A 25,778-nucleotide genomic window follows, 5' to 3' on the forward strand; every position below is an offset into this window, starting at 1 on the left:
AAGACTAGTCGTCGGGCTCCTGAGTATGTGGCCGATGATTATGGTGGTTATACGGCCAAGTGAATGCCGCAGTATCTGCCGATGTACTGTGTGATGGGGCGGCCAGTTCCTCCAGGTGGGTAATGATGTCGTCCGGCTTGAGCACCAGTACGTCGCTGTCCAGGGTGTCCAGAATCATCTCGGCGGTGTTGCCGATCAATGCGCCGGACAGTCCGGTGCGGGCCACGCTACCGATCACCGTGAGCACGGCTTCGAGCTTGTGCGCGATGTGCGGGATCAGCACATCGGCAGGACCTTCCTCGATATGCAGGCGTTCGTCGCTGACGTCGAATTCGGCCTGGAATGTCTTGCACAGTTCGCGATACAGAGCCTGAATACTTTCTTTGAGTTGGAATACGGAGTCGGCCGCCGACAGCATGGGGTAGGGGTGGGCGCTCATCATGTGCAGAGTGCCGCCGGCCAGTGCGGCGATGTCATAGCCGTGGCTGACGATGCCGGCATGCAGGACGCGATGCTCCACATCACTGCTGGCAGCATCGATTGCCGCGAGAACGGTGCCACCGGCCCAGGGCCTTGCGGTTTTTACTATCAGCACCGGGCTGGGGCAGTATCGCAATAGCTTCCAGTCCTCGGGGGTGAGCAGGCCCTTCATCAGCGGGCTGTCGGGCAGGTGATGCTTGATCACCAGGCCGCAGCCCTCCGATTGTTGGGCGGCGATGATGGTCTTGTGTGAACTCCCATGCCAGGCCTGCTGGGTGCTGACGCTATAACCCTCTTGTACCAAGGCGCCGTGCATGTCGTTCAGGCTGGAGGAATGCTGGTTGCCCTTGTCGCAGGCCAGCAGGTGCAGGTGCGACTCGGTAGCGCTGGCAATCATTTTGGCTCTATTGAGGATCAGGTCGTTGGACTGCAGCGAATCCACCACCACCAAGGTGTTGCGAATGGTGTGCATGAGTGTCTTCCTGTGCGTGAGTACAGTTTTTTATGTGGGGCGGCGGCACGGGCGTTCTTGGCCTATGCCCTTGCGGGTGGGGTGTATGCGTTGGGCCAACCCTTGTCCGCCCGTCAACCGGAAGCTCACTTACCGACTTCATGCACGCGACAGCTAATATCGAACCTTGCCTGCCCAGTCCGATTGTTGACGCTCGAATCGAGCTGGCATTAATTATCGGAACGGGTGCTGATCGCTCATGCAACTGCGCAAGTTGACTCCATATCACTGGCGCTGTTCTTCCATGGCATCTATATTGAGTTGTAACGCGGTCGGTACACTGGGTGCCGAATGAGCTGCGTTACTTCCTTTTGGTTGCGTTGCTGGCAAAGAAGCGCGTGAACGTCTGCAGCGATCAATGCCATGTATTTCTGCGCCTATCCGCCCGCGCCAGTAGTACGCGCAGAGGGATACCTCCAACCTTGGTGGAATAAATCGAGTTGCTTTATTGCGGGCGCTTTTTGCTCGCTCAACTCGGTTGCTGATTATGGGGCTATTCTGCTTAAAGTTCAGTCAGCTGGTCGGTTGAGTTAGTTGATTTTCACCTAAGGGCCTTCTGAACAAACCCTATTCGATCTGATGAAAACGCGCCGTGGCCTGCCGGAGCAGATGTTCGCACTGGACTCGCTCATCCTGCAGCCCTGCCATACTGTTAAGCATGACCAGTGCAACCTTCCGCTTCTATGAGGAGCTCAATGATTTCCTGCCGGCCGAACGGCGGCGGCAGTCATTCACCTGCGAGTGCGCGCGAGGGGCGACGGTCAAGCACATGATCGAGGCGCTCGGGATACCGCACACGGAGGTCGAGCTGGTGTTGCTCAACGGCGAGTCGGTGGGCTTTGAGCGGGTGATCCTCGACAGTGACCGGCTGGCGGTGTATCCCAAGTTCGAAGCGCTGGACATCAGCCCGCTGCTGAAGGTTCGTGCGCAACCTCTACGGGTGCTGCGCTTCGTCGCTGATGCACACCTGGGCGGGCTGGCCAGCCTGCTGCGCATGAGCGGCTTCGACACGCTCTACGACAATGGCTTCGAGGATGGCGAGATCGCCGAGATCGCAGCAACGCAAGGACGCATCGTGCTGACCCGCGACCGCGACCTGCTCAAGCGGCGGATCATCAGCCACGGCTGTTACGTGCATGCCCTGAAACCGTCGCTGCAGCTGCGTGAACTGTACGAGCGCCTGGACCTGGCGCGTAGCGCGCGGCCATTCAGCCTGTGCCTTCATTGCAACCTGCCGCTGCACGAGATCAGCCCGGAATTGGCCCGGCCGCAGGTGCCGCCATGCGTTGGCGCCCTCTATTCGCACTTCCTGCACTGTGACGCCTGCAAACGGATTTACTGGGAGGGTTCGCACTGGCGCGGCATGTGTGCACTGCTGGCACCTTTGCTGGACCGATAGCCGGGCCGACTTGGTAAGTTTGAAGAAGGTAGGGGGACAGGTTTTTTACCCGATCCCCCCACTTGCCTAACCTCGCACGAAAGCGAGCAAGTCAGCGTTGATGGTATCGGCGTTGGTTGTAGGCATTCCGTGCGGGAAGCCCGAGTAGGTTTTCAGCGTGCTGTTTTGCAACAGTTTGGCTGACAAGGGCCCGGAGTTTTCATAAGGCACGATTTGATCGTCATCTCCATGCATCACCAGGACGGGGATCGTGATGCTCTTCAGATCTTCGGTAAAGTCGGTCTGGGAAAAGGCTACGATCCCGTCATGATGTGCCTTTGCACAGCCCATCATGCCTTGTCGCCACCAGTTGCGGATAATGCCCTCGGACGGTTTTGCACCAGGGCGGTTGTAACCGTAGAAAGGCCCGGCTGGGACGTCGTGGTAGAACTGAGCACGGTTGGCTTTGAGTTGTGCCTGCAAGTCATCGAAAACCGATTTCGGCAGCCCACCCGGATTGTTTTCAGTCTTCACCATCAGCGGTGGCACGGCGCTGATGATGGCGGCCTTCGACACTCGGTCTTCGCCGTGGCGAGCAATGTAATGGATGACCTCACCACCGCCGGTGGAGTGCCCCACATGGACAGCACCCTGCACGCCAAGATGGTCGACTACGGCCGCGACGTCATCGGCATAGTGATCCATGTCATGCCCGTCCCAGACCTGACTGGATCGCCCGTGGCCGCGCCGGTCGTGTGCAATGACCCGGTAGCCGTTGGCCAGGAAAAACAGCATCTGCGCATCCCAGTCGTCTGCACTGAGTGGCCATCCGTGATGAAAAAAGATCACTTGGGCATCGCGTGGACCCCAGTCTTTGTAAAAGATCTCGACACCGTCCTGCGTAGTGACATAACTCATGTTCGCATTCTCCTGTGTGTTAGAGAGGCCATGACCAAAAGCATTAAACCTGCGCCACTTGGTTGCCAAATCACTACAGTTTTAACGTCAACTTTAAGGTCAATGGTTTTTTGGGTGGACTATGAGAATAGGCGAACCGGCGAAAATCAGCGGATTGGCGCCTTCACGCAATGGACAGGAAAGCGGTCGATGTGATTTGGCCTGTGTTTCAAAGCCCTCCGCCGAAGCGATATTGCCAGACGATGCCAATGGCATCGTATTCGCTTCCCGTGCGGGTATGCCCACCCTTACTGGCGTTCAGCTTTAGCGAATGGTTGCGGTTCAACGGTAGCGTGAGGGTGCAACCGTAGCGTGTGTTTTCCTGAACATCGTCGTTACCGACCCCATCGACTGAGGTACGCCCGCCAGTGAACCAGGTCGTGTCCAGCGACGCCCAGACACCGTTGCTAAAGGCATAGATAAGATGCGCCTGTACCTGGTAAATCGGGTCTTGGGACAGTACGTGGTCGCCAAGCAACTCGTCATTGTCGGTGTAAAAGGTTCCCGCGCCGGATAGTTCCAGGGTCACTTGCCCCAGACGCTTGGAAATCCCAAGTTCAGGCTTGAATGACCAGCGGTTGTTGCCCAGATTGACCAGCCTGCCAGCGTCGTATTGGCCGAGCGGCGCCGTGATCGCCAGGCTGGCGCCGATAATCACATCCTGTTGATAGCTGGGGAACTCAGCCAGGGACATCGCCGGGGCGCCATACAAGTTGACCGAGAAGCGCATTCTTGGATCGATCAACCCGGAAACATTACGCTCCCTGGGTTCACCGGCGAGCAGAGCAGAGCCGGTCAATTTTGCCTCAGGCACGACGATATCGAACTTCCCGGAGCGGCCCCAGACGTCCAGGGACCTGGCAAAGGCAAACACGACAGTCTTTATGTTGAGCTTGGCATCCTCGAGCGGGATTGACGGGTTGACCGTCACGCTGCCGTCGAGATCGCTGTAGCCCACGAGCAGGAAATTGATACCGACCGGCGTATTGGCGTAGGACCTGGGTTCGAGATCCTCTGCGACTGCACCGGGGGCTACCATGATGAGCGAAGCGGATGCGAACCGAATAAACCTGACGACGCAGAGTTTGTGTTTCATTCACATTCGCTCGCTTCCTGTGAGGACCCCGGAGTTCTACGTATTGTAGTAGCGCATCTGCATTCGTTTGGCACTTGCAGCTGCTACCAGCACTGTGTGGCCGCGCGAAGGCTTCGGGCGCTGCTTCAACCGGGTGCTGGATCAGATTGATCCGCCCTGAAAGATCGTACCGAGGACCTGTAGGAGCGAGCCTGCTCGCGAAAAACGTCCAGGCAACGCGTTCATTCAAATGACCCGCGTCATCGTTGACGTCCATCGCGAGCAAGCATCGCTCCTACAAAGGTCCGTGTGGAACCTGTGGGAGCGAGCCTGCTCGCGAAGAATGTCCGAGCAACGCGTTCATTCAGACGGCTCTCGCTATCGTTGAAGTCCATCGCGAGCAAGCATCGCTCCTACAAAGGTCCGTGTGGAACCTGTGGGAGCGAGCCTGCTCGCGAAGAACGTCTGAGCAACGCGTTCATTCAGGCGACCCGCGTCATCGTTGACGTCCATCGCGAGCAGGCTCGCTCCCACAGGGGTAGTGCGTTCATTCAGACGGTCCGTGTTATCGCTCATTGATGGGCTACCGCAGCAACCTTCAAGCCTGATCTTCAGCCATCTGCCATCGATCATGCCGCGACTCAAGAGCCGCTTGCGCAAAGCGTTGACACCCACGGGTGGCGTGGGCTCAGCTCGAGGACGAGAGAGCAGCCTCAACGCTTCATGACAAATGAAAAAAGGGGACGAATTTATTTTCCTTTCGCCACTCCTCATGCGATGAGGCCAAAGGCCTGGCCACCTGCTCCAACACTTGACGCTCTGCATTTTCCGCGAACTCAAAACTGGTCTACTTTTGCTATGCGCGATGTGATCTCATAATGCCATCTAACTTCCCTTGGCTGCGCAGGCACATGTCATTAGCGCTTCACTCCATGGATGACCTTTATGAGCTCCACTGCAGATACCATCGCACCTAAACTGTCTTCACTGACTATCCCGAAGACAGTGAACCTGGCGTACGGGAAGGCTGGGCTGACGATAGCGGGATTGGCTTCGGACGACAGGTCGGGTGTCGAACACGTCCTGGTGTATTTCGATAAGAGTATTACCTACTCCTTTACCTTGGGCGATGGCTCAAACTACTCCTCCAACTTACTCGGTAATTTTGGACATTCTGATTCGTGGTCGGATGGTGCTTCATCCAACACGTGGGGCATCGCGGCGACGAACTCTTCCGGTACTTACAACGTCACCAGCGTTGCAGTGAAGGATGTACAAGGCAACACTCGATCCTACTCTGCGAGTGAACTGGTGGGCATGGGGGTGAATACCAGCGTTAATTTCATTAACTCCAAGGCAGACGTTACGCCCCCACGGCTGACTTCACTGACTATCCCGACCGTCGTTGACCTGGCCTCCGGGACAGCTGGACTGACAATAGCCGGATTGGCTTCGGACGAAAGGTCGGGTGTCGAGCATGTCCTGGTGTATTTCGATAAGAGTATTACCTACTCCTTTACCTTGGGTGACGGCTCAAGCTACTCCTCTAACTTACTCGGTAATTTTGGACATTCTGATTCGTGGTCGGATGGTGCTTCATCCAACACGTGGGGCATCGCGGCAACGAACTCTTCCGGTACTTATAACGTCACCAGCGTTGCAGTGAAGGATATACAGGGCAACACTCGATCCTACTCTGCGGGTGAACTGGCGGCCATGGGGGTGAATACCGGCGTCAATTTCATCAACTCCAAGGCAGACGTTACGCCCCCACAGCTCACTTCACTCACTATCCCGACCGTCGTTGACCTGTCCTCCGGGACGGCTGGACTGACAATAGCCGGATTGGCTTCGGACAACAAGTCGGGTGTCGAACACGTCCTGGTGTATTTCGATAAGAGTTTGACCTACTCCTTTACCTTGGGTGACGGCTCAAGCTACTCCTCCAACTTACTCGGTAATTTTGGACATTCTGATTCGTGGTCGGATGGTGCTTCATCCAACACATGGGGCATCGCGGCGACGAACTCTTCTGGTACTTATAACGTCACCAGCGTTGCAGTGAAGGATGTACAGGGCAACACTCGATCCTACTCTGCGAGTGAACTGGCAAGCATGGGGGTGAATACCAGCATCTGGATGGTCGCCAACAAGTTCGTGCTGACCCCTGCCGACGATTCCCGCGTTGGAACCGTATATGCCGACTGGATACTGGGCGCAGAGGGTAACGACAGGCTCAACGGCCTCGGCGGCGACGACTTGCTGGACGGCGGAGCAGGAAACGATGTTCTTGATGGCGGCACCGGCTCGGACAAATTAGTCGGAGGTTTGGGCAACGACACCTACTACGTCGATAGCACCAGCGATGTCGTCAGCGAAACGTCCACCAGCGGCGGCATCGACACGGTCATTTCCAGTGTCGGCCGCACCCTGGGCAAATATCAGGAGAACCTGACCTTGGCCGGCACCGCTGCGATCAATGGCATCGGCAACAGCCTGGCCAATACATTGAAGGGCAACAGTGCGGCCAACGTGCTCAACGGCGGGGCCGGCGCGGATACGATGATCGGCGGCTTGGGCGACGACCTTTACTACGTCGATAACGCCAGCGATGTCGTCAGCGAAACGTCCGCCAGCGGCGGCGGTATCGACACAGTCATTGCCAGCGTCAGCCGCACCCTGGGCAACTATCAGGAGAACCTCAGCCTGTCCGGCACCGCGGCGATCAACGGCACCGGCAACAGCCTGGCCAATACATTGAAGGGCAACAGTGCGGCCAACGTGCTCAATGGCGGAGTCGGGGCGGATACGATGATCGGCGGCTTGGGGAACGACCTTTACTACGTCGATAACGCCAGCGATGTCGTCAGCGAAACGTCCGCCAGCGGCGGCGGTATCGACACGGTCATTGCCAGCATCAGCCGCACCCTGGGCAACTATCAGGAAAACCTCACCTTGTCCGGCACCGCGGCGATCAACGGCACCGGCAACAGCCTGGCCAATACATTGAAGGGCAACAGTGCGGCCAACGTGCTTAATGGCGGAGTCGGGGCGGATACGATGATCGGCGGCTTGGGCGACGACCTCTACTACGTCGATAACGCCAGCGATGTCGTCAGCGAAACTTCCGCCAGCGGCGGCGGTATCGACAAGGTCATTTCCAGCGTCAGCCGCACCCTGGGCAACTATCAGGAGAACCTCACCTTGTCCGGCACCGCAGCGGTCAACGGTACCGGTAACAGTCTGGCCAATACGTTGAAGGGCAATAGTGCGGCCAACGTGCTCAAAGGTGGAGTCGGAGACGACATGCTGTCGGGCGGTGCAGGCAACGACCTCCTGGTCGGCGGAGCGGGCAAGGATGTCCTCACGGGTGGCGCTGGCAACGATATCTTCGATTTCAACGCGCTCAGCGAGACTGGACTGACCAGCATGATCTGGGATGTCATCAGCGACTTCCAGCGGGGGAGCGACAAGATTGACCTGGCGACGCTGGATGCCAACGCGGCCACGGCTGCCAATGAGGCCTTCAATTCGATCATCGACAGCACGACCACCTTTACTGCGGCTGGACAGTTGAAGGTGGCGAACGGTGTGCTCTACGGCAATACGGATTCGGACAGCACCGCCGAGTTCGCAATTGAACTCATCGGGGTTGCAAGTCTGGCGACTTCGGACTTTGTCCTCTGATAAGGAAGAGGGGGGTTATTACTCGCAAACGCCTTGCGGCAAAGATGCAGGTCTTCACGCGGATGCGAGACGTTGGCTACGCAACATCCGCCTTCGATCATGCCGCGACTCACTGGCCGCGCCGCTCGGCCGCCCCTCACCTGCGCAAAGCGCTGAAACCCACGGGTGTCGTGGGCTCAGCTCGAGGACGAGAGAGCAGCCTCAACGCTCCATGACATAGGTGCCAGGTGCGGGGCAGAGGGGCGGGTACTTGCGCGAACCGAGCTTTTTCGGTGCCGGCAGGCTGTCGCCCGAGCGCTGCCCGATCCATTCGCGCCAATGCGGCCACCAGCTGCCTTGCTGGCGCTCGCCGGCGTTTTGCAGCCAGGTATCCGGGGTCTCGGCGGCGGCAGGTGCCGCGTAGTAGAACGACTTGGGGTTGCCCGGCGGGTTCACCAGGCTCTGCAGGTGGCCGGCGTTGGACAACACGTAGGTTGTGTCTTCGCCAAACAGCCGGGCGGTGCCATAGCAGCCCTGCCACGGGGTGATGTGGTCGGTGGTGCCGCCAACCACATAGGCGCCCACTTTCACCTGGGTCATGTCGATCGACTCGCCGGCAATCTCCAGGGTGCCCGGGTTGCTGTAGGGGTTGTGCTGGACCAGGTCGAGGTAGTCCGCGTGCAGTTGGGCGGGTAGGCGCGTGGTGTCGTTGTTCCAGGCCAGGATGTCGAAGGCCGGCGGCTTGTTGCCCAGCAGGTAGTTGTTGACCCAGTAGTTCCAGATCAGGTCGTTGGGCCGCATCCAGGCGAACATGCGGGCCATGCCCTGGCCGCTCAGCACACCCTTGCGCCGGGAACTGGCCTTGGCCGCGCGCAGGGCGGACGGGGTGGTGAACAGCCCCAGGGTGGTGTCGTCCAGCGCCGAAGGCATGTCGAGCACGCACACGGCCCAACTGGTGTTGGCCACCTTGTGGCCTTCGCCACGAGCCGCCAGCCAGCCCAGGTAGGCCGCCAGAGTGATGCCGCCCGAGCAGGAGCCCCACATGTTCACATCCGGGCTACCGGTGATCCTGCGCGCCACGTCCACCGCCTGGTCGAGGCACAGCGCGTAATCGGCCAAGCCCCAGTCACGGTGCTCGCGGGTGGGATTGCGCCAGCTGATGACGAAGAGGTTTACGCCGCTGTCCTGGATCCACTTGATCAGGCTTTTCTCCGGCGACAGGTCGATGGCGTAGTACTTATTGATTTGCGGCGGCGACATCACCAAGGGCCGGGCATAGACCTTTTCGGTGGTGGGCGCGAACTGCAGCAGCTCGAACATCTCGTTGCGAAACACCACTTCGCCCTTGGCCGTGGCGATGTTTTCCCCCACCTTGAACGGCGTGCTGTCGACCTGTCTCGGCAGCCCACGGTTGTTCAGCATATCGTCGCCGAATTGGCGGATGCCCCTGGCCAGGCTCATGCCACCGGTGTCCACCAGCTTGCGCAGCGCCGCCGGATTGGTCAGCGGCGAGTTGCTCGGTGCGATTGCATCGGCCAGGAGCGCTGCTACGAACCGGGCCCGGCTCTTTTCCAGCGGGGCCAGGTCGGTGGATTCGATGAAGCGGGTCAGCTCACTTTGGCCGGCCAGGTAGCTTTGCAGCAACGCGCGCAGGAAGGCGTTGGATTGCCAGGCCGGATCGGCGAAGCGCTTGTCTTTCGGGTCCGGCGCGATGCTGGAGTTGCCGCCGACGATGCCGCGCAGCGCCTTCAGGTAGCCACCCATATGAGCGCCAGCCTTGAGCGGCGACTTGCCCACGGCCTTGAGCAGGTAACCGGCCGAGCTGGCCAGGTCCGCTGCGCGCACACTGACTAGCGGATTGGCTGCCAGGGTCTGGTTGGCAGCCGTGCCGATCAGCTCTTGTTGCCGGGTGTCGTCCGGGAGGTCGCCATCCTTGCGAGCGCGACGCTTTCGGCCGGTCGCTGGGGGGCGCTGAGTGGGGGTGGCGGTCTCGCTCGTTCGGGTGGATCTGCTCATGTCGGCTCTCGAGTTTCCGGGTGCTGAGCCCGGTTGTTGTTTTGCTCCGACTCTAGGGTGTAGTAGGGGGCGGCCACCTCGCATTGCACGACAGCGAATTTTCATTTCATGACAAGGGGAATCTTGTACCGACGAGTTGAACAGGTGGCTTGCGGGACAGTCAGCGGCCACTTGGAGGGGAGTGAAAGGTATATATCGAACCGCGCTGCACGATCCGGCTCATGTCAAACGCCCGGGGTATGCCCGGGCGTTTTATTTTCCAGACTTCACTTGAACGTGTCAGTTGACGACGAAGCCTGCCCCTACCGGATCATTGCGCTCGATCACCCAGCGCGAGGTGCCCAGGATACTGGCCGTGCCCTTGACCGTCGGGCGCACCGCGCGCGTGCCGTTGAGGTCGACTTCGCCCAGCAGGCAACCTTCGAAAGTGCCGCTGCCCAACAGCCCTTCGGACAATATGGGTTGGTTCAGGCCCAGTTTTCCCCTGGCCTCGAACATCGCCATCATCGCGCTGGTGCCCGTGCCGCCGGGGGAGCGGTCGAGTTGGCCGGCGCTGAAGACGTGGACGTTTTTGTAGAACGCACCTTCGATAGTTGCCGGGTGCCAGAACGTGATGAAGTTGAGGTCGTTGATATGGGCCTCGGTGGGGTGCTGGATCTTCAGCTGCTTGTTGATCTGGTCGCGAGCCAGCAGGCCAAGGCGCGACAGTTCGCTGCCGTTGTCGGGGCTGATGCGCAAGTCGCAGTGGGTCAGGTCGACGATGCCGAAGTAGTTGCCACCCCACACCAGATCGGCCTTGAGGTCGCCATAGCCGGGCAGATGGATCGGGATGTCCTGAGCGGCAACGTAGGCCGGAACGTTTTCGAATCGGGTCCAGAGCACGGTGTCACCTTCCGACGCCACTTCGGCCACGACCAGGCCGGCCGTGGTTTCAAAGCGGATTTTGGTGATGCCGTTTTCCCCGCGCGGCACCAGGCCCATGGCGACCATCGCCATGCTCACGGCAATGGTGCCGTGGCCGCACATGTGTGAGTACACGCTGCCGTCCATGTAGATCAGCCCGGCGTCGTACTCACTGCTCGAAGGCGGGGTGAGGAACACCCCGAACATGTCCTTGTGGCCGCGCGGTTCCTGCATCAATGCCTTGCGCAGCCAGTCATAGTTCTGCTCGAGAAACTTACGCTTGGCCAGGATGCTGGAGCCGGAGGGGTAGGGAATGCCGCTGTGAACGATGCACAGTGGTTCGCCTTCGGTATGGGTGTAGATGACATCGAACGTGTCTTGCATGCGCATGACGAAACTCCTGGCTTACGGGATGTATGAGAGAGGGTTATTTGCGTTCTGACAAAAGGTCGAGACCGATGCACAGGTCCAGAATGATCACGGCGACAACGACGACGATGATGGTGGCCCCGGAGGCGGCGGCAATGGTCGGGTCGACGGTGTACTGCACGTAGTTGAAGAGCTTGACCGGGATGGTGTTGAGGTCCGGCGTGGTGTTGAAGATCGACAGCTCCACGTTGATCCATGACGAGATGAAGGCAAAGATCGACCCGGTCACGAGACCCGGGCGGATCTGTGGCAACACCACCAGAAAGAATGTCGCCCAAGGTGTACCGCCCAGGTCGCTCGAGGCTTCTTCCAGGGCACGTTGCTCGGGCGTCAGCATCGATAGCACTGAGCGCAGGACGAAGGGCGAGATGATGATGGTGTGGCCAATCAGCAACGCCAGGAAGCTGCGGGTCAACCCGAAGTAGCCCCCGAACTGCAAGAGCGCCGCGCCGAGCACGATGTGCGGAAACACCAGCGGTGAAGTCAGGGCGGCGAGGATCGCGCCTTTGCCAGGGAAGTCGTAGCGGGCCATCGCCAGGGCCGCCGGAACGCTGAGCAGCACCGCGACAAAGGTGGCGACCAGGGCCAGCACGGTGCTGGTGGCAAAGGACGCCACATAGCTTGGATCGCTGAGCATCTTGGCGTACCAGTCCAGCGTCCAGCCCTGGGGCGGGAAGGCCAGGAATGATGTGGCGGTCACTGAGACGCCGAGAATGACAACCAATGGCAGCAGCAGGTAGCCCAGCACGGCCCAGGCCACCAGCCTGACCAGTATTTGAGTGATCATTGATTGCTCCCCCGGATATTCCCGACACGCCCGGCAAGCCCGACCATTACCAGGGTAAAGATCAGCAGCACGACGCTCAGCGCTCCGCCGTAGTTGAAGTCGAAGACCGAACTGTATTGCTGGAAGATCAGCATCGAGAGCACGGAGATCCGTCCCCCGGAGAGCAGCGCCGGCGTGACGTAGGCACTGGCCGCCAGGGTGAACACCATGATCGAGCCGGAGATGATGCCGGGCATGGTCAACGGCAGCACCACATGGAAAAACGTGGCGCGGGGGCTGGCACCCAAGTCCCCGGACGCCTGCTCAAAGGCCGGGTCGACTTGGGCCAGGGCATTGCCGGCAGCGAGCACAATGAATGGCAGCAGGATGTACACCATGCCGATCAGGATGCCGAGTTCGGTGCCCAGGAAGCGTACTGGCGTATCGATCAGCCCGCTCTCCAGCAGGCTCTGGTTGACCAGGCCCTTGCGCCCCAGCAGGACCATCCAGCCGAACGAGCGAACGATGTTGCTGGTGAACATCGGCACCACCAACAGGATGACGCAGGCTCGGCGCCAGGCACGCCATTTCACGATGCGCACCAGATACCAGGCCAGCGGATAACCGAGCAGCAACGAGATCAGGGTGGTCAGCGCGGCGATACGGAAGGTCACCAGAATCACATCCCAGTGATACTGATCGCCCAGCACCCGGATGTAGTGCTCCAGGGTGAACGTCTGATCCGCGCTCTGGGTCAGGCTGGCGAAGATCACCACCGCGAAAGGCGCGAGAAAGAACGCCGTGAAAAACGCCAGGGCGGCGAAGAGCATCAACCACGGAGCGAGCGCCGTGCGTTTCATACCGACTCTCCGATCAGGTGCAGATGTTCGGGATTGAAGCCCAGGCGCACGGCGTTCCCGGCAATCAGGTCAGCCCGAGGCAAGCCCATGGTGCGCGCCACGATGGGCTGCCCATCGATCACGGAGTGGACAAGGGTGTGGCTGCCGACGCTAACGACATCGGTCACAGTGCCGTGGATTTCATGGCAACCGGCCGTTTGCGGGGTCGATGCATCAAGCACCTGCACATGCTCGGGGCGCAGCACGGCCACACCTTGCGGCGGAAGATTTTTTTCAATCCGTGAGATCGGTTCATGCCGGATCGCCAGGCGAATCTCGCCGCTATCGCTGGCCTGATAGCCGATCAGGTTGGCCTCGCCGATGAAGTCCGCGACAAACCGCGACGCGGGTTTACTGTAAATCTCGCTGCTGGTACCGACCTGCTCGATGCGTCCGGCATTCATCACCACGATGCGATCGGCGATGGTCATCGCTTCTTCCTGGTCGTGGGTGACGAAGATGAACGCGATACCCAGCTTGGCTTGCAGATGCTTGAGCTCAAGCTGCATGCGCTTGCGCAGTTTCATGTCCAGCGCCGAGAGCGGCTCGTCGAGCAGCAGCAGTTTCGGTTGGTTGACGATGGCGCGGGCCAGGGCCACGCGCTGCTGCTGTCCACCGGACATGCCACGGGGGAAACGGTCTTCCAGGGCTTCCAGGCCGACCATCGCCAATGCTTCCCGGGCCTGGAGCCGCGCCTCGCTGCGATTGACACCCTGGCGTCGCGGTCCGTAGGCAACGTTTTCCAGTACGGTCATGTGCGGAAACAGCGCGTAGTTCTGGAATACGGTGTTGAGGGGACGACGGTAAGGCGGCAGACGAATGACATCCTGACCGTCGATGGCAATGGCGCCGGAATCGGGCTGCATGAAGCCGGCGATCGAACGCAGCAAGGTGGTTTTGCCACAACCGCTGGGGCCGAGCAGGACGATGAATTCGCCCTGCTCGATGTCCAGGTGGATGTTGTCCAGCGCCTGGAACGGCCCGAAGTTTTTACAGACGCTGTCGATGCTCAACAAAACTGACATTGCAGACCTCTTGAGCTAGTTGGCGGTGACTTTGCGGTTCCAGTCGTTGGTGACACTGGCGCGTTGCGCGTTGATCTGGCTCCAGTCAAACAGGCGCAGGCTATCGATCGAACCGCCCACGCCCCATGGCAGTTTGCGAGCCACATCTTCAGCGACTTCGACACCTTTCACCGCCGGGCCCAGGTACAACTTGCCGGCCAGGCAGGATGCGGCTTCCTTGGTCAGCGCGGTATTGATGAACTGCTCGCCGGCCTTGCTGTTCCTGGCCCCCTTGATCAGGTGCAAGCGCGCATCGGTGGCCCAGGCACCTTCCTTGGGAATGGTGAAGCCGATGGGCGCGCCCTTGTCGATCAGGTCCCAGGCACCCACGTTGAAGTGCGCGCCGATGATTGCTTCGCCACTCTGAAAGGCATTGGTGGCTGCACCCGAACTGTCGAAGAACAGCGCGGTGTCCAGCGCGCCCAGCTTGGTGTAGACCTGCTCCAGGTTTGTCCGGTCGATGCCCCAGACATCTGCCATGAAAAACACGAACGGCACTCCGGAAGAGTTGGCGGGCGAGGGCAGGGCAATGGCGCCGGCATACTCCGGTTTCCACAGGTCTTTCCAGCTGGCAGGCGCCTCCTTGATTTCCTTGGTGTTGTAGGTCAGGCCAAGGGAGTAGAAGCCGCTGCTGACGGCGAAGGTATGGCCATCCTTCGCGTAAACCGCTTTTTCCTGCACGTTCTTCAGGTTCGCGATGGCTGCGGGATCAAGATCGGCGACGACACCGGCGGCATAGGCCATTTCACTGATGCCGCCGTCCATCCAGGCCACATCAATGGTCGGGCTGGATTTCTGTTGCTGGAGTTTGGCCAAGGTGGTGGTCGAGGTGCCGACTTCCGCTGCGACGGCGATTCCAGTCGCTTGCGTGAAAGGTTCTGCAACACATTTGAGGAAGGCTTCACCCCAGTTGCCGCCATACAACGCAACGGTCAGCTTTTGCTGTTCAGCCAGGGCGGCCTGTGAGGATATGCAGCCGGTAACTAAAAGAGCGACGGTGATTTTCTTACCTGTCTTCAGTTTCATCGTGTGTCCTCTGGGGCGTTGTTGGACTTGTTCCCCTTGCCTGCATCTTGCTCGTATCGTTGATGCGAGCGCTTGCACTTCGGGGTCTTAAAGTTGAATAGTTAGGTCATGCCAAAAATGACTCAGATACACCAGGATTGCCATCTGCCTGACTCCCCCGGAGCCGGGGCGGGAAACCGTCCGCAGCTGTCAGTGGGGCTGGTCCTTCTGGATCAGTTCACGCTGGCTGCGTTTTCAGGTTTTATCGATGTGTTGCGCTTGTCCGCCGACCTGGGGGGCGGCAGCCGGCAGATCCATACGGCGTGGCGCGTGATGAGCGTCGACGGCTTGCCGCGAACCTCCAGCGCCGGGATCACTCTGGAAGTGTCAGGAGGCCTGGCGCAAGACCTGGACGCGTTCGACTACGTGGCCATCTGCGGTGGTAACGACTACCTCAATACCCATCTGCCAGCCCATTTTCGCGACTGGTTGCAGCGCGTGGCGAAGAGTCGCACGCGGTTGCTGGGTATCTGCACCGGCACGTTCGCCCTGGCACAGGCGGACGTGGTCGGCAATCGCTCGGTGTGCGTGCACTGGAATGTGCTGGATGCGTTTCGTGCACGTTTTCCCAAGACCCCGGCAGCGGTGGATCATCTGTTCATCGATGAGGGCGACCTGATCACCTGTGCCGGCTCGACGGCAGCCATCGACCTGGGTTTGTACCTGGTAGCCCGGCATTGCGGACGGGAAAAAGCCCAGCAGGCTGTGCGGCATATGATGCTGCAGGGGATTCGTCAGGGACGGCAGCCACAGGCGCACTTCTATGCCAACCTGGCAGACATCAAGGATGAGCGTGTGCGCCAGGCTGCGCACTATATCGAGCAACGCATGGACAGCCTGCCCACCCTGGATGCCATCGCGCGTTATGTAGGGCTTGGGCGGCGACAGCTGACACGGGCATTCCAGCAGTCGCTGGGGCTTTCACCCATGGAATTCCAACGCTCGCTGCGGGTCGAGTACGGCGGCTGGCTGCTGGTGAACAGCCAAAGCAGCATCACCCAGATTGCCATGGATTGTGGCTTCTCCGACGGTGCTCATTTCTCCCGCGAGTTTCGCGCCCGGTTTGGCGTATGTCCGCGGCAATATCAGCGTCAGGAAGGGTCGAGCTGATTGAGTGGGGCTTTGAGCGGCTGCTCCAACGCCTTCGCCATGGCGACGGTGCGCTCCGACCCGTGGAATTCGTCTCGGATTTTTTTAAAGCCGAGCGAAGCGTAAAAGCCTTCTGCGGTGATTGAAGAGGGAACGCGCAACAGGTTGGTACCTTGGTTTATGGCAGTTAATTCAATCCTCGCCATCAGGGCCTTGACAACCCGAAGCAGGCTGATCGACCCAGGCTCGAGTCGATCAGCAGGTAGCATCAGAAAGCCCAGTCCCGGGCTTGAACTAGCCGGCAGAAGGGCCCTGCCAGGGTCGCGTTGTGATGAGCGATAACGGCCTCAGCCTTGAGGGCCGGGGTATCGGAACAGGTATGACCGTCGGCGATCAGCACTGCTTCGAAACCCGAGTCGCGGGCGGCGCGGGTCGTGCTATCGACACAGTATTGGGTTTTCATGCCGGTGATGACTACACCGTCACAACCGCGCTCACGCAACTGCTCCGCCAGGCGGGTCTGAGCGAATGCATTGGGGCGGGTTTTCTCGAAGATCACTTCGTCACCTTTCAACTCCAGTTCCTGGACAAGTTCTGTGAGTGGGCTGCCGGGCTCGATAGGCGAGCCCGCGGGGCCGATGTGGCGGGCAAGAAAGATCGGGGCGCCCGCCTCGCGGGCGTCGCTCATCAGGCGATTCAACGTACCAACGAGCGCTTCGCTGCGCCACGGTTTGTCCGGACCGTGAACAAGCCCTACCTGCATGTCGAGAATCAGAAGTGCATACATGGAGCGTTTCCTTACGTTTGAGCCAGCGCCGTGGGGCCAAAAAAAAGACCCGGTCCATTGCTGGCGGGTCTTTGGGTTTCCGGTCTTTTCAGCTCACGAAAACGTTCACGACCCGCCCGTGGCGGTCGTGGTGTTCGTGGTCGATTTGATGCGCAGTGGAGTCATGACCCAGACCTTATCTTGCGTGCGTTGGTCATGCAAGTGAACGGTAGGGCCGTGCCGCGTCCTCAGAAATCGAAGAACACGGTTTCCGCTTCACCTTGAACATGAATATCGAAGCGGTACGCCGGCTTGCCATCCACCGTGCAGCGCCTGGCGATCAGGGATTCGCGCCGATGGGGCTGTTCGATCAGATTCAACACGGGATCCACGGCATTCGCCTCGGGTTCGTCGTCGAAGTACAGGCGGGTCTGCAAGTGAATGTTGATGCCCCGGGCAAACAGCGCCACGTTGATATGCGCAGCCATGGGAACGCCCGCGGCGTTTTTCACCACGCCAGGCTTCACGGTTTTGATCGTCCATTCACCGACATCGGTCGTCGCGGTGCGGCCAAAGCAATTGAAGGGCTTTTCCAGATCGAAAGCGCTGTCGTAGATGCCTTCGTGATTGGCCTGCCAGCACTCCAGGAACGCGTCACGAATCAAGTGACCATTACCGTCATATACGTGGCCCAACACTAAAATGTGCTCGCCTGGCGCGCCAGGCCTGGCCATCTCATTCCAGATTTCCTGCTCGCGCGGCGCGTTGCCGGCAGCCTCCAGCGCCAAGCCGATATGGACATAAGGGCCGGCTGTTTGCGACGGGGTTTCAGGCAGAAGTTGAACGGGCATACGCAGGCCTCCTCAGCAGTTTTCGAAGTGGGTCTTGCGCTGACCGCGCAGGACGATATCAAAACGATAAGCCAGGCAATCCATGGGATTGGCCATGCTCATATCCAGCCTGGCGATCAAGCTCTGCACCGCGTCCTGATTGGCGATCGACTTGACGATCGGGCACATGGGGATCAGCGGATCACCTTCGAAATACAGCTGGGTGATCAAGCGCGTGGCAATCGACGGGCCACTGATGGAGACATGGATATGCGCAGGGCGCCAATCGTTGGGGCCGTTGCGCCATGGGTAGGGGCCGGGTTTGACGGTGCGGAAGCTGTAGTTGCCATCGCGGTCGGTCAACGCACGGCCAACGCCGCCGAAATTCGGGTCGAGCGGGGCCAGGTAACTGTCTTTCTTGTGCCGGTAACGACCACCGGCATTGGCTTGCCACATCTCCACCAAGGTGTGGGGAATCGGCTTGCCGTACTGATCGCAAACCCGGCCCGCCACGATGATGCGTTCGCCGATGGGCAGGCCGCCGTGATCGAAATTCAACAGCAGATCGTTATCGTGCCGACCCATTTGCAGATGGGAAAAATCCGGGCCGCTGGTTTCGGATAAAGACTGGGGGATGCTCACCAGTGCCTGGCGGGGGGAGCGCAGGATCGAAGTCTTGTAGTCAGGCGTCAGGGCTTTGGGATGCCAATTACGGTCACGAATGATGAAGCGGCTGTCGTGCGCATCAGACATGTCGTTTTTCCTATTGTTATGGTGGGATTGTTATGGTGAGACTGGGGCAGGCACTGCGTTGGCAGCGACCTGTAATCCAGTGTCCTCTTGTACGACCCCACCAAAAATTGAAAAAACCGACCTTATACATATCCATATGGTTATGGATATTGGCCTTCGCGATACTCCTGGCCGACCTCACGCAGTGCCTCCACGCACCACTGCGCCGCCGTTGTCACCGGCAATGCAGGGTTCGTGCAGAGCCCCACGGAGCCACCCGGCTCACGCATTCCCAGGTCCAGTTCCACCAAGTCACCCTGCCGCAAGTCCTGCCTGACAGCGTCGAAAGGGGCGACCCAGATGGCCTGGCTGCATTGGACGTATCGCCGACTCAGGGCCACCGACAGGGTTTCCAGGCGTTGGCGTGAGGGCGTTATCCCGTGCTGCACAAACAGGCTGTCGGCGAATTTGCGGATCGTCGTCCCCGCCGACGGCAATACCAGCGGGTAGTCTTCGAGGTTTTTGTGCCCTTGCGGATCGGCGAGCACCGGATGACCGCTACGTACCACCAGGGTCATGGATTCGCTGTAGAGGTGTTCGAACGCCAGCCCGAGAATCAGTGGGCTATCGGTCATTCGGCCCACCACCAGGTCCAGCTCACCGACACGCAGTCGGGACAGCAAGTAAGCACTTGGGCCGGTGACGACGCTGACCACCAACGCCGGATGGCGGTCGTGTAGACGGCAGACAACTTCAGGTACCAACAGACTTTCGACGGTGGACAGCACGCCGAGCTGCACGGTAATGGGCTCATGGACACCCGAGCGCAAACTGTTGACCCCGTCGCGCAGCGATTGCACGCTCGGCCCTGCGTATCGCAGGAAGGCCACGCCGGCCTCGGTCAGCGTCGAGCCCTTTTTACCCCGTTCAAACAGCCTGGCATCGAGCAGGGTTTCCAGTTCCTTCAGGGTCTTGGAAAGCGCCGGCTGGCTGATTGCCAACTTGTCGCAAGCACGTGCCAGGCTGCCCTGGCGTGCCACCTCGAGAAAACACAGCAGATGACGGAATTTGATTCGGTTATCGATGTTCAATCGGGGGGCTCTGCCTTGGGGGGTGGCCTCTATTATTGTTGGATTTGCAGCGTTTGTGCGGCTGCTCCGGCCATTTTTTGGGGTACGTATCCATTTCTGCGGTAACGACCACTAATGGTTTCGCCCTTACGGCGACTCACTTTTCCAAACGCCGGAATGCCGGCCCAGCGAAAAGTAAGCAAAAGGCTTTGCCCCACCACTCGGTGCCTCGCTTAGGCTCGGCATGCCCTCTCTCCGGCATTGCTCCGTGGGTCGCCGCGATGGGCCGTCCCTGGCCCAGCGCGGCTAAACCGGCGTCCTGCCGGTTTACCCACTGCGCAATACCTGCGTTCGGCCATCGTGGTTAACGGGGCGCCCAGATCCAAAGCCAAAGCGAGGCGGCCTTAAAGCCGACCTGACTTTTACGGCTGTACCTGACCCCCTGTGGGAGCGAGCCTGCTCGCGATGGACGTCAACGATAACGCGCCCTGTCTGGAAGAACGCGTTGTCTGGACATTTTTCGTCGGAATGCCGACCGGGGCCGGCTCGCTCCTACAGGGGGTTACAGGCAGTCAAGTAGTGCTTCAGGCCACAGCCCGCACACCTGCACCTTTCCCCTGCGCCTGCACGTCATGCAGGGAAATCCTCGACGTCTCCGGCAATGCCAATCCACCCGCCAGCGCCAGCAATGCAATCGCGATCAGATAGAACGCCGGCGACAGGTTGCTGCCGGTGGTGCTGATCAGCCACGTCGCCACCAGCGGTGCAGTGCCGCCGAAAATTGTATATGCCATGTTGTAAGTGATCGCCGAGGCGGTGTATCGAGTGCGGGTCGGGAAGGTTTCCGAGAGCAAGGCCGCCGTGACCACGCCACACAACACCGCGCCCACAGCCAGGAGCATGACGCCAGCGACGGACGCTGCGAACGAGCCGGAGCTGGCCATCAGGAACGATGGATACACGGCCACAATCAACAAGGCGCACGCCGTCATCACCGTTATTCGACGCCCGACCCGATCCGAATACAGTCCGGCCAGCGGACAGATCGCCGCCGCGAACAGCAATGCAATCAGTGACACCAGCAACGCTGTTGCGCGACTCAAGCCACCAGCGACTTGCAGGTAGGTCGCGAAGTAGGTGGTGAACATATAGAACGACAGCGCCGTGAGCGACACGAAGGCGCCCAGGCAACAGATGGCCGCACCATGGTTGCGTAAAGTGTCCTTGAGCGGCGAATGGGCGACGGCATGTTCTTGGGTCACCGCCTGGAATGCCGGTGTCTCATCGAGCTTCCAGCGCAGGTAAAGACCCACCAGGCCCAGCGGCGCGGCAATCAGGAACGGCAGGCGCCAGCCCCAGCTACCCATGGCTTCGGCCGATAAGGACGCCTCGAGTGCGTAGGCCACCACGGCTGCTGCGGCGAAGGCGGAAAAGGTCGACACCGGAATGAAGCTGCCGTACCAGGCGCGTTTATCACTCGGTGCATGCTCCATCAGATAGGCACAGGCACCTGCGTATTCTCCCCCGGCGGAAAAACCCTGGGCACAACGGATCAGGGAAAGAAGAATCGGCGCCGTGACCCCGATCGCGGCATAAGTCGGTAGCAGGCCGATCAAGGTCGTCGCACCGGCCATCAGCAGAATCGTCATCGCCAAGGTGCGCTTGCGGCCGATCCTGTCGCCCAGCATGCCGAAGAAAATCCCGCCAAGGGGCCGAAACGCAAACGCCACGGCGAATACCGCAAAAGTCTTGAGCAGCGCGGCACTGGCATCGCCGCTGGGAAAAAATTGCTGGGCGATGGTCGTGGCCAGAAAGCCATAGACGGCGAAGTCGAACCACTCGACGAAATTGCCGATGCCGGCGGCCACAATCACTCTTCTCAGTGTTTTTGGGCTGACTTGTTCCGTAGTTGTGCTCGTCATGCTTGACCTCGACAGTTCGTCAGTAAGCTATCGATTATCGAGGCAGGCGCTGCAGCGGTTTACTTCAAAAGTGTCATCCACGTAGTCAGTACCGACGTCATGCAGAAATCAGCACGGCTCAGCCAGAGGGTTGGGATCGGCTTCACCTGCACAAGAATTCGACAGGTTGAAACTCACTGCTTTGGCATTAGTGGATCCATTAAGCTTTGATTTCCCGCAAGAAGCTTGACGAATATCAGGTTATTCCGATTCAATGGATCCATAAAAACAAGCCTGTCCCGGAGAATCTTATGTATCCGAAAAACACCTGGTATGTCGCCTGCACCCCCGACGAGATCGCTTCCAAGCCCCTGGGGCGGCAAATATGCGGTGAGAAAATCGTGTTCTATCGAGGCCATGAAGGGCGCGTAGCCGCCGTCGAGGATTTTTGTCCACACCGCGGCGCCCCCCTTTCGCTTGGCTATGTCGAGAATGGCAACCTGGTTTGTGGCTACCACGGCCTGGTGATGGGCTGTGATGGCAAGACCGTCGAAATGCCAGGCCAGCGCGTACGGGGTTTTCCGTGCAACAAGACTTACGCGGTTGAAGAGCGTTACGGTTTTATCTGGGTCTGGCCTGGTGAGCAGGACCAGGCTGACCCTGCACTGATTCATCATCTGGAGTGGGCTGTCAGCGATGAGTGGGCCTACGGCGGTGGGCTGTTCCACATCAATTGCGATTATCGACTGATGATCGATAACCTGATGGATCTCACCCACGAAACCTACGTGCACGCCTCGAGCATCGGCCAGAAAGAGATCGATGAAGCGGCGCCGGTCACCACCGTCCAGGGTGATGAAGTGGTCACTGCGCGGCACATGGAAAACATCATGGCGCCGCCGTTCTGGCGCATGGCCCTGCGTGGCAACAACCTGGCCGACGACGTGCCGGTAGACCGTTGGCAGATCTGCCGTTTCAGTCCGCCCAGCCACGTCCTGATCGAGGTGGGCGTGGCCCACGCCGGCAAGGGCGGTTACAACGCCGAGCCGCAATACAAGGCCGCGAGCATCGTGGTCGACTTCATTACCCCGCAAACCGACACGTCGATCTGGTACTTCTGGGGTATGGCGCGCAATTTCAATCCCCACGACGAAGCCCTGACCGCCACCATCCGCGAGGGCCAGGGCAAGATTTTCAGCGAAGACCTCGACATGCTCGAACAGCAGCAGAAAAACCTGCTGGCCAATCCCGAGCGCAACTTGCTCAAGCTCAATATCGATGCCGGTGGCGTGCAATCCAGGCGCGTGCTGGAACGCCTCATCGCCCGTGAGCGAGCACCCGCTGTCGAGCTGATTGCCACGGCCAAATAGCGAAGCGCCAGTCCACCCCCATTGATCCTGTTCGCGGCCACTGCGGTGGCCGGTCTTGAAGGTGCGCCATGATTGAAGTCGTCGTGACATCCCGCAACAACGAAGCGTTGGATATTTGCAGCTACGAGTTGACCTGTGCACAAGGCGGGGCATTGCCCGGCTTCAGTGCCGGGGCCCATATCGACGTGCACCTGCCCAGCGGACTGATCCGCCAGTACTCGCTGTGCAATCACCCGCAAGAGCGTCATCGCTACCTGATCGGCGTGCTCAAGGATGCCGCCTCGCGCGGTGGTTCCCAGAGCCTGCATGAGCAGGTCAACAGTGGCGATCGGCTGTTCATCAGTGAACCGCGCAACCTGTTCCCGCTGGTGGCAGAGGGGCGTCGCAGCCTGTTGTTCGCCGGCGGCATCGGCATCACCCCGATTCTCTGCATGGCCGAGCAACTGGCCCACAGCGGCGCCGATTTCGAGCTGCATTACTGTGCTAGATCCAGTGAGCGTGCGGCTTTTGTCGAGCGACTCAAAGGGGCATCGTTTGCCGATCGCGTGCACCTGCATTTCGATGAAGAAGCCGATTCGCGCCTGGACGCCGCCAGGGTGCTGGCCAATCCGGGGCCTGACTTGCACCTGTATGTCTGCGGCCCGTCAGGTTTCATGCAGCATGTGCTCGACAGCGCCAGGGCCCAGGGCTGGAGCGATGGGCAATTGCACCGTGAATACTTCGCCGCAGCGCCGGTGGATACCGCAGCCGATGGGGCGTTTCAGGTCAAGCTTGGCAGCAGCGGGCAGGTGTTCGACATTCCGGCCGACAAGACGGTGGTTCAGGTGCTGGAAAGTCACGGTGTCGAGATTGCGCTTTCCTGTGAACAGGGCATCTGTGGAACTTGCCTGACCCGTGTGCTGGAAGGGGTGCCCGATCACCGTGACCTGTTTCTTACCGAGGAAGAGCAGGCTGCAAATGATCAGTTCACGCCTTGCTGTTCGAGGTCCAGATCGGCGTTATTGGTGCTGGACCTCTGAACCAGTCGATCATTCGCCGCGCGCGATCACTTTCACCCGTTCGCTATTGCTGATCGCACCGAATACTTCGGCGTAACGCAGTGTTGCATTGGCGTGTTCACGCATGATGGCTTCAGCGCGTGCGCCCTGGCGGCTGACCAGCGCGTCGAAGACCGAGTGGTGCTGCATGTGAGCAAAGTTGAAGCGCCGGTATTCGCGCGTCATGTCTTCACGATCGATCGCCAGCGCCGACACTGAAGCGAAGGGGCGATGGTCGTTGCGCGCCAAGGCTTCGGCAATGGCCGGGTTGGCACTGCTTTCGACGATCACCTGATGAAAACGCATGTTGAGGTCATGGAACGCCTCAAGGTCTTCTTCTGTCACGTAGCCTTTGTCGAACAGTGCATCGCCTTGCACCAGGCATTCGCGCAGCGCCACCTGCGCCTCCTCACTCAATCCGCGTTCGGCGCTCTGCCGCGCCGCCAGACCCTCCAGCACCCCGCGCACCTCCACGGCTCCGGCGATATCGTCGGCACTCACCGAGCGTACCTGATAGCCCCGTCCGCCATGGCGCACCAGCAAGCCTTCCTGTTCCAGGGTAAGGAAGGCCATGCGCACCGGCATGCGCGAGACGCCGAAGCGTTCCGCCGTCGGAATCTCCATCAGCCGTTCACCGGCCGCCAGCTCGCCCGAGGCGATCATTTTGCGCAATGCGACTAGCACCATTTGACCCGGTTTGCTCATGCAGGCGACTTCCAGAGGGGGGTTCGCCATAGTAACGCAAGGAGGGGGGAAGGAGGGGGAGATACAGGGGCGACAAGCGCCCCTGGCGCAAGGATCAGAGTAACAGCGGGTAGCTCACGATCACGCGGGTCTGATCGAAGTCACTGTTGAAACTGCGACGGTTGGTGTAATGCTGTTCACTTTAGGTTGGGGGAATGCAGGTGCATATTTGGATTGGGTGTATATCCGGTGCTGCGGTAACGGCCACCTAGGGTTTCGCTTTTACAGCGAGTCACTTGGAAGAGCCCTGTAGGAGCGAGCATGCTCGCGATGAACCTGAGAACACCGTGGGGTGTCTGGTGCCCAGCGTCATCGTTGACGACCATCGCGAGCATGCTCGCTCCTACAGAGCCCGCCGCGATGGGCCATCCTTGGCCCAGCGCGGCTAAACCGGCATCCATGCCGGTTTACCCACTGCGCAGAACCGGAACGAAGCCTCTCGATGGGGCAAGAAAATCAAGAGCCAAAGCAGAGCGAGGCGGCCTTAAAGCCGACCTGATTGCGGGTCTGTCCGCGATCCAATTGTGGGAGCGAGCCTGCTCGCGAAAAACCTCCAGGCAACGCGTTCATCCAGACAGTGCGCGTTATCGTTGACGTCCATCGCCAGCAGGCTGGCTCCCACAGGGAATCAGGTACAGCCGTAAAAGTCAGGTCGGCTATCAGGCCGCCTCGCTTTGGCTTTAGATTTGGGCGCCCCGTTAACCACGATGGCCGAACGCAGGCATTGCGCAGTGGGTAAACCGGCAGGACGCCGGTTTAGCCGCGCTGGGCCAGGGATGGCCCATCGCGGCGACCCACGGAGCAATGCCGGAGTGAGGGCATGCCGAGCCACAGCGAGGCACCGAGTGGTGGGGCAAAGCCTTTTGCTTACTTTTCGCTGGGCCGGCATTCCGGCGTTTGGAAAAGTGAGTCGCCGTAAGGGCGAAACCCTAAGTGGCCGTTACCACAGCAATGGATATCCCCCCAATCCAGTACTTATATTCAACCCCATGCTTAAGTGAACAGCATTGCGACGGTTGGTGGTGTTTGC

Annotated in this window: 20 protein-coding genes and 1 pseudogene; 5 read left to right on the top strand and 16 right to left on the bottom strand. The window is 59.7% G+C overall.

The annotated features are described in order from the left end of the window. Window positions 1–4 precede the first annotated feature (4 nt). Complete coding sequence (locus ACA054_RS10160; RefSeq protein ID WP_497689260.1) at window positions 5–952, bottom strand: universal stress protein; 948 nt, start codon at window positions 950–952, stop codon at window positions 5–7. 697 nt (window positions 953–1,649) lie between these two features. On the opposite strand from ACA054_RS10160, the gene ACA054_RS10165 reads away from it, so the two are divergent. Then, on the top strand, window positions 1,650–2,390 hold the full coding sequence (locus tag ACA054_RS10165) for a Mut7-C RNAse domain-containing protein (RefSeq protein ID WP_497689261.1): 741 nt from the start codon (window positions 1,650–1,652) through the stop codon (window positions 2,388–2,390). 66 nt (window positions 2,391–2,456) lie between these two features. Here ACA054_RS10165 and ACA054_RS10170 read toward each other — a convergent pair whose 3' ends face one another. Together ACA054_RS10170 and ACA054_RS10175 are read right to left on the bottom strand one after the other, a co-directional pair. Further along, window positions 2,457–3,287: an alpha/beta fold hydrolase gene (locus ACA054_RS10170; protein WP_497689262.1), complete on the bottom strand. Its 831-nt coding sequence runs from the start codon at window positions 3,285–3,287 to the stop codon at window positions 2,457–2,459. Window positions 3,288–3,495: 208 nt separating this feature from the next. Next, window positions 3,496–4,422, bottom strand: coding sequence for a transporter (locus ACA054_RS10175; RefSeq protein ID WP_497689263.1), 927 nt, complete (start codon window positions 4,420–4,422; stop codon window positions 3,496–3,498). 924 nt (window positions 4,423–5,346) lie between these two features. Here ACA054_RS10175 and ACA054_RS10180 point away from each other — a divergent pair. After that, window positions 5,347–8,088: a beta strand repeat-containing protein gene (locus ACA054_RS10180; protein WP_497689264.1), complete on the top strand. Its 2,742-nt coding sequence runs from the start codon at window positions 5,347–5,349 to the stop codon at window positions 8,086–8,088. 201 nt (window positions 8,089–8,289) lie between these two features. On the opposite strand, the gene ACA054_RS10185 is transcribed toward ACA054_RS10180, so the two are convergent. The 6 genes from ACA054_RS10185 to ACA054_RS10210 all read right to left on the bottom strand — a co-directional run bounded on the left by ACA054_RS10185 (window position 8,290) and on the right by ACA054_RS10210 (window position 15,170). After that, complete coding sequence (locus ACA054_RS10185) at window positions 8,290–10,083, bottom strand: alpha/beta fold hydrolase (protein ID WP_497689265.1); 1,794 nt, start codon at window positions 10,081–10,083, stop codon at window positions 8,290–8,292. Window positions 10,084–10,362: 279 nt separating this feature from the next. Next, on the bottom strand, window positions 10,363–11,376 hold the full coding sequence (locus ACA054_RS10190; RefSeq protein ID WP_497689266.1) for a proline racemase family protein: 1,014 nt from the start codon (window positions 11,374–11,376) through the stop codon (window positions 10,363–10,365). Between the two features lie 37 nt (window positions 11,377–11,413). After that, window positions 11,414–12,202: an ABC transporter permease gene (locus ACA054_RS10195; protein ID WP_497689267.1), complete on the bottom strand. Its 789-nt coding sequence runs from the start codon at window positions 12,200–12,202 to the stop codon at window positions 11,414–11,416. Beyond that, window positions 12,199–13,041, bottom strand: coding sequence for an ABC transporter permease (locus ACA054_RS10200; RefSeq protein WP_497689268.1), 843 nt, complete (start codon window positions 13,039–13,041; stop codon window positions 12,199–12,201). The genes ACA054_RS10195 and ACA054_RS10200 overlap by 4 nt, the downstream gene beginning before the upstream one ends. Further along, a complete protein-coding gene (locus tag ACA054_RS10205; RefSeq protein ID WP_497689269.1) occupies window positions 13,038–14,105 on the bottom strand; it encodes an ABC transporter ATP-binding protein in 1,068 nt (355 codons plus the stop codon). The genes ACA054_RS10200 and ACA054_RS10205 overlap by 4 nt, the downstream gene beginning before the upstream one ends. A gap of 15 nt (window positions 14,106–14,120) precedes the next feature. Then, the gene (locus tag ACA054_RS10210; protein WP_497689270.1) at window positions 14,121–15,170 is read right to left on the bottom strand and encodes an ABC transporter substrate-binding protein; all 1,050 of its coding nucleotides are present in this window, start codon (window positions 15,168–15,170) and stop codon (window positions 14,121–14,123) included. Window positions 15,171–15,287: 117 nt separating this feature from the next. Between ACA054_RS10210 and ACA054_RS10215 the strand changes: the two genes are divergently transcribed. Then, window positions 15,288–16,319 carry a GlxA family transcriptional regulator gene (locus ACA054_RS10215; protein WP_497689271.1) on the top strand — a complete coding sequence of 344 codons (1,032 nt, stop codon included), beginning with the start codon at window positions 15,288–15,290 and terminating at the stop codon, window positions 16,317–16,319. Here the strand turns inward: ACA054_RS10215 and ACA054_RS10220 are convergent. The 6 genes and pseudogenes from ACA054_RS10220 to ACA054_RS10245 form a co-directional block, all read right to left on the bottom strand. Further along, a pseudogene (locus ACA054_RS10220) lies at window positions 16,301–16,513 on the bottom strand (GNAT family N-acetyltransferase); the annotation flags it as partial. The gene ACA054_RS10215 and the pseudogene ACA054_RS10220 sit on opposite strands and share 19 nt — an antisense overlap. Window positions 16,514–16,566: 53 nt before the next feature. After that, on the bottom strand, window positions 16,567–17,085 hold the full coding sequence (locus ACA054_RS10225) for a cysteine hydrolase family protein (RefSeq protein WP_497689272.1): 519 nt from the start codon (window positions 17,083–17,085) through the stop codon (window positions 16,567–16,569). 227 nt (window positions 17,086–17,312) lie between these two features. Beyond that, window positions 17,313–17,915: a protocatechuate 3,4-dioxygenase subunit alpha gene (gene pcaG / locus ACA054_RS10230; RefSeq protein ID WP_497689273.1), complete on the bottom strand. Its 603-nt coding sequence runs from the start codon at window positions 17,913–17,915 to the stop codon at window positions 17,313–17,315. Between the two features lie 12 nt (window positions 17,916–17,927). Beyond that, window positions 17,928–18,647 carry a protocatechuate 3,4-dioxygenase subunit beta gene (pcaH, locus tag ACA054_RS10235; protein WP_497689274.1) on the bottom strand — a complete coding sequence of 240 codons (720 nt, stop codon included), beginning with the start codon at window positions 18,645–18,647 and terminating at the stop codon, window positions 17,928–17,930. A 140-nt stretch (window positions 18,648–18,787) separates the two neighbouring features. Continuing rightward, window positions 18,788–19,717: a pca operon transcription factor PcaQ gene (gene pcaQ / locus ACA054_RS10240; RefSeq protein ID WP_497689275.1), complete on the bottom strand. Its 930-nt coding sequence runs from the start codon at window positions 19,715–19,717 to the stop codon at window positions 18,788–18,790. Between the two features lie 563 nt (window positions 19,718–20,280). After that, complete coding sequence (locus ACA054_RS10245) at window positions 20,281–21,618, bottom strand: MFS transporter (protein ID WP_497689276.1); 1,338 nt, start codon at window positions 21,616–21,618, stop codon at window positions 20,281–20,283. 290 nt (window positions 21,619–21,908) lie between these two features. Here ACA054_RS10245 and ACA054_RS10250 point away from each other — a divergent pair, with 290 nt between their 5' ends. Further along, window positions 21,909–22,967 carry a Rieske 2Fe-2S domain-containing protein gene (locus ACA054_RS10250; RefSeq protein ID WP_497689277.1) on the top strand — a complete coding sequence of 353 codons (1,059 nt, stop codon included), beginning with the start codon at window positions 21,909–21,911 and terminating at the stop codon, window positions 22,965–22,967. Window positions 22,968–23,035: 68 nt separating this feature from the next. Beyond that, window positions 23,036–23,986 carry a PDR/VanB family oxidoreductase gene (locus tag ACA054_RS10255; protein ID WP_497689278.1) on the top strand — a complete coding sequence of 317 codons (951 nt, stop codon included), beginning with the start codon at window positions 23,036–23,038 and terminating at the stop codon, window positions 23,984–23,986. A 9-nt stretch (window positions 23,987–23,995) separates the two neighbouring features. Here ACA054_RS10255 and ACA054_RS10260 read toward each other — a convergent pair whose 3' ends face one another. Continuing rightward, window positions 23,996–24,709, bottom strand: coding sequence for a GntR family transcriptional regulator (locus ACA054_RS10260; protein WP_497689279.1), 714 nt, complete (start codon window positions 24,707–24,709; stop codon window positions 23,996–23,998). Window positions 24,710–25,778: the final 1,069 nt, after the last annotated feature.

Source organism: Pseudomonas sp. LBUM1653 (assembly GCF_059716115.1).